The 787-nt window shown below is 43.2% G+C and carries 1 protein-coding gene; it reads left to right on the forward strand.

Annotation, left to right across the window (positions count from 1 at the left end):
- The coding region (locus R8N49_RS26455; protein ID WP_318190360.1) for a sigma-70 family RNA polymerase sigma factor at nucleotides 1-566 on the forward strand (566 nt) is incomplete at its 5' end.
- Nucleotides 567-787: the final 221 nt, after the last annotated feature.

Here is a 787-nt window from a genome sequence, read left to right on the forward strand (position 1 = left end):
CAACATGGTGGATCCGTCAAACGATCGAACGTGCGTTGATGAACCAAACTCGCACCATTCGCTTGCCTATTCATGTCGTGAAAGAGCTGAACATTTATCTGCGTACTGCGCGTGAACTTTCTCAAAAGCTCGATCATGAACCAACTGCAGAAGAAATTGCTGCTCAATTAGATATACCAGTAGAAGATGTCAGCAAAATGCTGCGTCTTAACGAGCGTATTAGCTCCGTTGATACCCCAATTGGTGGTGACGGTGAAAAAGCGCTTCTGGATATTATTCCTGACGCAAATAACTCTGATCCAGAAGTGTCGACTCAAGATGATGACATCAAATCGTCTTTGATCCATTGGTTGGAAGAGTTGAATCCAAAACAAAAAGAAGTGCTTGCACGCCGTTTTGGTTTGCTTGGCTATGAGCCGTCTACGCTTGAAGAAGTGGGACGAGAGATTGGTCTTACCCGTGAGCGTGTACGTCAAATTCAAGTGGAGGGTTTACGTCGACTTCGTGAAATCCTAATTAAACAAGGCCTAAATATGGAAAACTTGTTTAACGTCGAAGACGATTAATACTAAGCTTTCTCGAAACACAAAGGGCTATGGATAACCATAGCCCTTTTCTGTTTTAGGGGAGATTAGATATTCTCGTTAAAGCATTTTCTTCAAACGATACAGCTCTTCAAGGGCTTGACGAGGTGTTAAGTCGTCTGGATCGATGTTTGATAACGCTTGTTCAATTTCGCTAGGTTCAGGGATTAAGCTGAGCTGATTTGCTACATCCACAGTGCTTG

This window comes from Vibrio sp. 1978 (assembly GCF_033344345.1).